Source organism: Oscillatoria sp. HE19RPO (assembly GCF_024220515.1).
GTDB lineage: Bacteria > Cyanobacteriota > Cyanobacteriia > Cyanobacteriales > Laspinemataceae > Laspinema.
In genome coordinates this window covers 1-6,004 of sequence record NZ_JAMXOT010000309.1, presented here as the reverse complement: position 1 = coordinate 6,004, position 6,004 = coordinate 1, and the positions used below count along the sequence as shown (strand labels likewise).

Annotated in this window: 5 protein-coding genes; all 5 read right to left on the bottom strand. The window is 50.0% G+C overall.

Features of this window, described 5'->3' with window-relative positions; genetic code table 11:
- Positions 1-138: 138 nt before the first annotated feature.
- The 5 genes from NG833_RS24575 to deoC all read right to left on the bottom strand — a co-directional run bounded on the left by NG833_RS24575 (position 139) and on the right by deoC (position 5,747).
- Positions 139-615 (bottom strand): hypothetical protein, encoded by a 477-nt coding sequence (locus NG833_RS24575; RefSeq protein ID WP_254567907.1) that lies wholly within the window; start codon positions 613-615, stop codon positions 139-141.
- Positions 616-913: 298 nt separating this feature from the next.
- A complete protein-coding gene (locus NG833_RS24570; protein WP_254567906.1) occupies positions 914-2,122 on the bottom strand; it encodes a glycosyltransferase family 4 protein in 1,209 nt (402 codons plus the stop codon).
- A 270-nt stretch (positions 2,123-2,392) separates the two neighbouring features.
- Positions 2,393-3,997, bottom strand: a complete 1,605-nt coding sequence (locus NG833_RS24565) for an MFS transporter (RefSeq protein ID WP_254567905.1) — start codon at positions 3,995-3,997, stop codon at positions 2,393-2,395.
- Between the two features lie 81 nt (positions 3,998-4,078).
- Positions 4,079-5,005: a DNA repair protein RecO gene (gene recO, locus NG833_RS24560; RefSeq protein WP_254567904.1), complete on the bottom strand. Its 927-nt coding sequence runs from the start codon at positions 5,003-5,005 to the stop codon at positions 4,079-4,081.
- Positions 5,006-5,054: 49 nt separating this feature from the next.
- On the bottom strand, positions 5,055-5,747 hold the full coding sequence (gene deoC / locus NG833_RS24555; protein ID WP_254567903.1) for a deoxyribose-phosphate aldolase: 693 nt from the start codon (positions 5,745-5,747) through the stop codon (positions 5,055-5,057).
- Positions 5,748-6,004 lie beyond the last annotated feature (257 nt).

Sequence of the window (6,004 nt, the reverse complement as noted above, 5' to 3'; positions counted from 1 at the left end):
TTAACTTCATGCAACTTAGCAGCAACTTGGGAAAAAAACCCGGTTTCTAACCTTTGCCGGGGGGACAAGAAACCGGGTTTTTGCGTTAACTTCATGCAACTTAGCAGCAACTTGGGAAAAAAACCCGGTTTCTAACCTTTACGGTACTGGCGTGATTTGATACACCTTAAATCCTGAACCTCTCGGCAAGGGATTTCCCTCCATATCTGTAGGATAGGATTCCATTGGACTTTCCGGAACATAAGGTTGAGCCGCTATATATTCCCCTGAAACTTCCACAGAACTGCCCACAAATTCCTCAAATTGTGCCATTGATACAGCATCAGAAGGACGGAGAATGACCCCTTCCTCTGCGGAGCGATCGCGAACTCGGGCATCTCCCACATCTAACACATAATAATCCCCACCGCCAGCATTCCAAGATTCCGGATTTTTTGTCCAAGGCTTTTTAATCACCACCCCAGATAGGGTGACCATCTCTGACCTTTGTTCCATACTCATGCCATTGGTTACCGCTTGGGTTTCCTCCAGTCCAGTCCCAACACAACCGGCGAGAGGAACCAGTAAAACCAGGGAAAATCTAATCAGCGATCGCATCTTGAACCTCTGAATCATATCAAATCCGGCTCTAACAAATCGTTTTTATAGAGTAGCCTGCGGAGGCAGGCTTTGTCCTGTGAGCCTCCACCCTTGAGGGTGCGGGTTTTTCTAAAGATTAGCAATCTGTTGAGCGAACCATTGAGCCGCCGTGCCATTAGTTTCGTGAGTTAAGCGTTCTAGGGTTTGGGATAATATCGTCACTAGCGAGCAAGATGCTCGCACTCCTCAGTTTTGTTAATTGTACTGCCATAAAAATAGCCCGCAAGGGCGGGCGAGGGTTCGGGGAGTCCCACACCAGAACCGGGAGTTTATCTTAGGCCCACTGCGTCACCGGCAAGGGGCGTTCCTGTAAAATCTCCTCATACATCACTTCTAACTGGGAAATATTGCGACTGAGAGTATAGCGATCGAGAACGCGCTGACGGGCTTTTCGGCCCAGCAGAGTGGTGAACTCCGGCTGTTCCTTCAACAGGGGGAGGAGGGTTTTGAGTTGAGTAGTCACTCCTTGGGCGGACAACACCACCCCGGCACCCTCGGCGAGCACTTCTCCATCAGCACCCACATCCGTGGCAATACAGGCCAAACCACAAGCCATCGCCTCTAACAGGGACAGGGAAAGACCTTCCACCAGGGAGGGTAAAATAAACACATCCGCCCCGCGCAAAATCTCAATGCGGCGTTGTTCATCCGCCACATATCCCAACCAGATCACATTGTGTTCTGCCCCTGCATACCCCTGCAACGAGGGAGCCAAGGGACCATCCCCCACGATCGCCAGCTTGCAACTTGGACCCAAGTCAGCTTGCTTCCACGCCTTGAGAAGCGCTTCCACATTTTTTTCCATCGCAATCCGACCCTGGTAGACAAACAGGCGATCGGCGTTCAGTTCCTGCTTGAACTGAGAATATCCTGGGGAATATTTCTGGACATCCACCCCATTGGGAATCACCGCCACTTGCCGACTGGGGACCCCGAGTTTGCCCAGTAACTCTCGCTGAAGCTGGGAAAACACGATGGTTTTATCGTAATTCGGCAGAAACGGGGCGTAGAGTTGATAGGTCAGATGTTGCAGATGCTGCCGTCCCGATCGCAACGAACGTTGGTGAGCAAATGGCGGATGAAACGTTGCCACCAAGGGCAAATTTAACTCTTCACAAATCTCCGGCAGGACAAAATCCAACGGGGACAAGGTAAGGGAAGCATGAACCAAATCCGGTCTGAGGTCCCGTAATGCCTGAGTCAACACCTTCCGCGATTTTGGCGTGGGAATCGTGTAAATAGTGGACTTATAAAGACAAGGTAACGAGACTTCACAGGCAGCAACCGGCCAGCCATTCCCGGTTTTGAGGGCCAGTTCCGACTCCAATTGAGGCAGGTTTTCCGCCGCTTCTACCGCTTCTTGTTGAGCGAAATGGAAAAAACTGACCTGATGTCCGCGATCTAAAAGCGCATTGGTAACTTCACGAGAGTAAGTAACATTGCCACAGAAAGGGGTTTTCTTTCCAAGCCAAGCGATATGCATTTGGGTCTGGGGATTAACGATTAGTGTTAAAGTTAGCAGCTAATGGTGAGAAAGCCGATCGCCCTAGGGGAATGAACCCGAGACTCTCCCTCACTTTTAGCCAGTCGCTAACCGCTTTACTTTGGGCCTTAAGGGAACTCCAAAAAATAAAATACCCAAAAAACCCGCAGGCTTAAGCCTGGAGGCTCACAGGACAAAGCCCGCCTGCGCGGGCTAATACAGTTAGGTGCTTAACCATCGGGATTTGGAGGATTTATTTGTTGGAACACCCTAAGTGGATTGATGGGGTTCTGGTTGAGAAATATACCAGCTATAGACGCCTCCGGCTATGGCGATCGCCCCCAAACTTAACAGCACCACTGTTAACCCAAACATGGCTTCCGCGACTCCCGCTAGGGCCAGAGGGAGGGTTAGGGCAATATTAATCGCATTATTCTGTAAGCCAAACACCTTACCCCGCATTTCTTCTGGGGTTTCTGCCTGAATGGTGGTTTGCATGGGGACTCCCACGAAGGAGGCAAATACCCCCAATACGGTAATCAACCCTAATGCCGCCCAAAGTTGGGTTCCGAAGAGAGACAGACTCCCCAAAGACAGGGCCATGCCAATTGAACCAAATAAACTCAAGCGCCGATGGGAAATATGCTGTCCAAAATGGCCGAGGAGGGCGGCACCGGCCCCCATTCCCGCCCCTGCTGCGGCGAGTAAGAACCCAAACTGATCCGTGCGAAGGTTAGGAATAACTTCGGCTAGGCGGACTGCTAACACGGCTAGGGCTGCAAAGATGGAAAATAAGATAACAAGCTGAATTAGCGCACTCTTGATGCGCTGATGATTGCTCAGATACTGCCACCCATCGCGGATATCTTCAAACACATGGGGATATTCGGTATCCGGGGGATTGGGTTTTTCTCCGGTTTTCATCATCAATAACAGCAACCCAGCGATGCAGTAACTGCCGCCGACGACCAGTTCTTTGCCGATGCCGACCCCATCACCGATATGAGCAAAGGTGCGATCGGCGATCGCCAGCAGTGGCTCTCCCACCGCAAATCCTACGATTACCGAAGCCATCATGGTGGTGGTGTAGAGGGAATTCGCCGGAAGCAACAGCCCTCTTTCTAAAATCAGGGGAAGGACTGCTTGTTCAGCCGGAGCAAAAAATTGGGTGAGGGTGGAGACAACAAAAGTCACCATCAGCATTAAAGCAAATCCCAAGGGTACAGTTCCAAAATGGAATCCTTCGGATAAAAACAACAGCAATGGCAGGAATAAAACGAAGATTCCCCGCACTAAATTCGTGGATACCAATATGCCTTTTTTGGACCAGCGATCGGTTAAAGCACCGGCGAGGGAACCTAACAGAACTGCTGGAATTGTAAAGGCGACCATAATCGCAGAAACCCAACCGCTAATGCTTTGACCCTCGGCTTGAAAGCGACTGGCAACCAGGCCAATCATCAGGACTAAATAGACTTTATCGGCTAACTGAGAGAAGACCTGACCACTCCACAGGACTAAAAAATTGCGGTTTTTTAAGACCGGCATAAACCCTCGTTCTGGTTCCGGTGGTGAGGGGGGTTGAACATTTTGTTCCCTTGAGCCAGAACCATTGTTAATCAGGTTATGTTCCAATGCTGGCGGGTTGGATGTTACAGCGGGACGGGGTTTGCCTGGGGAGGACGGCGATCGCCCATTGCTATGACCCGGTTGGCGGTTGTTGCGGTCAATTTCCTCTAGTTTCTCCGCCTGAACCGGACGGCGATATTGGGTTTGATGATGACTTCCTCCCCGTTGACTGGGATGTTTTTGAGAAGAATTTGAGGGATTCCAGTGGGGAACCTGTGTTTCTAAATTTGAATCAGATAATGGCATTATGGGTAAGGTTAAAATCGGCTATCTTGAAAGATTAATCTCAGGGACAAATCTGTATGATTGCAGGGATGAACGGGAAAGTTAAAAACTCGCCCTTGATGAATGGATATAGGTATCCATTAAGGTAGCAGAGCGGATCGATTGACCGTAATGATACTGGGCATAATGCCGTAACAGATGTTCAATCGAGACCCACACTTGATCAACCGATGGCCGCTCACCCATCATGCCTTGGATCTGTAAATTTAGGTGGGTTTCTTGAGGGAGTTCGGCAGCAGTCAGTTGTTGGAGAATCGCTAACTCGACGGCATTTAATTGGCGATCGACTTTTCGGGGAAGAGTCGGAGCCTGAACCGAGGGAGATGCGCGATTACTGGGGTCTAGTTTAGGTCCAGCAGCACCGGAATTTGAGGGACTATTTCCCTGAGCTAAACTCACGGTTCCCCCGGCACTGATACTAAAGCCAACTCGCCAGTTTAAAGATTGAAAATCTGGAGTCAGAGGGCATTGAGTCAGGCAACAGGCATGAACTTGGGGAGCAATTCCCCCTAAAGCCAGTAAGTGATAAATGCCCTGGGTAAGTAAGGGAAGAACTTGAGTGGTACTGGGCCGATCGCCTACGATGCTCAACCCTTCAATTCGACTTAAATGTTCACTGAGTAAACTAAATAATTCTTCTTGAGGTTGGTCACTGAGGGCTTGGCAGAGTGCTAATTCCGCCAAATATTGTCCAGCGGTCAGTTTGCTCAAATCTTTGCTCAATCCGGGATAGGATTCGAGGGTTTCAGCTTGGGTGATGCGATCGAGCGATCGCCCCTGATTAATCACCAACTCGTTCACCACAAACAATCCCGCCCGTCCCCCTAACTTAGACTTGGGTAGGCGAACTCCCGGTGCCACTGCCCGAATCAAACCACATTCCCGGGTCAAAATGGTTAGAATCCGGTCGGATTCACCCAGGGGGATGCTTTTGAGATTGATACCTGTGGCTTTGTACGTTCGACTCATGTTGTTAGCTTTGTTGTTAGAGGGACCTCAGTTGAGCAGGGGCGCTCATTCATCGGTCCTCGTTTGACTCGGCATCCCCAGGGGAGGATAAACCCAAAAAATGAGGACCCCAAGAAGTCCCTAAGCGAGTCGCACCGGCAATGATTAAATCAATCGCTTGGTCTACAGTACGGATTCCTCCCGATGCCTTGACTCCCACCTGTCCTCGACCAATTTTCTTGAGCAGTTCCACATCAGCAACGGTAGCGCCACCGGCAAATCCGGTACAGGTTTTTAAATAAGCAACCCCGGCATCCATGCAAATCTCCGCCGCCACTCGCTTCTCTTCATCACTCAGCAGGTTCGTTTCCAGAATCGCTTTCACGGGGCGATCGGTCTTGTCACAAATCGCCGCAATCTCATCATGGACATCGTTATTTTTCCCCGCTTTGAGCCAACCAATATTAATCACCACATCCAGTTCCGTGGCTCCATTGTCTACGGCTTCTTGGGCTTCATACAGCTTGGTTGCTGAGGTGCTGCCTCCGGTGGGAAAGCCAATCACAGTGCAAACTTTGGGACTCTTGCCGTGGAGGTAGTTGGTGGCTAGACGAACGTAAGCGGGATACACGCAAACCGAGGCAAATTTGAATCGGTCTGCTTCTTCACACCACTGCTCTACCTGTTTTGGGGTAGCAGTGGGATTCAGTAGGGAATGATCGATAAGCGGAGCAATATCAATATCTCCCTGATTGGCAGCCATTACGGTTTCTCCCTGCTATGTCTGTAACTATTGTAAACTTTTACCCGTAATTTTCATGAAACTTAAACATTTCGAGGGTGGAATCATGCTAAATCCGGTTCGCCTCGGCACCCCTGGGGGTTAAAACCCTAGCCCTGTCAAGGTGATAAATTTAATGACGAAAAATCGTTATTTCCTGTAGGGGCGCTTCGAGAAGCGCCTGTCCAAGAGGTAAATTTGATGATGAAAAATCGTTATTTCCTGTAGGGGCGCAAGCA

Bases quoted from the DNA above. Each gene is read 5' to 3' on its own strand.
- NG833_RS24565 (WP_254567905.1), bottom strand. From the start codon at position 3,997: ATGCCATTATCTGATTCAAATTTAGAAACACAGGTTCCCCACTGGAAT.
- deoC (WP_254567903.1), bottom strand. From the start codon at position 5,747: ATGGCTGCCAATCAGGGAGATATTGATATTGCTCCGCTTATCGATCAT.
- NG833_RS24575 (WP_254567907.1), bottom strand. From the start codon at position 615: ATGATTCAGAGGTTCAAGATGCGATCGCTGATTAGATTTTCCCTGGTT.
- recO (WP_254567904.1), bottom strand. From the start codon at position 5,005: ATGAGTCGAACGTACAAAGCCACAGGTATCAATCTCAAAAGCATCCCC.
- NG833_RS24570 (WP_254567906.1), bottom strand. From the start codon at position 2,122: ATGCATATCGCTTGGCTTGGAAAGAAAACCCCTTTCTGTGGCAATGTT.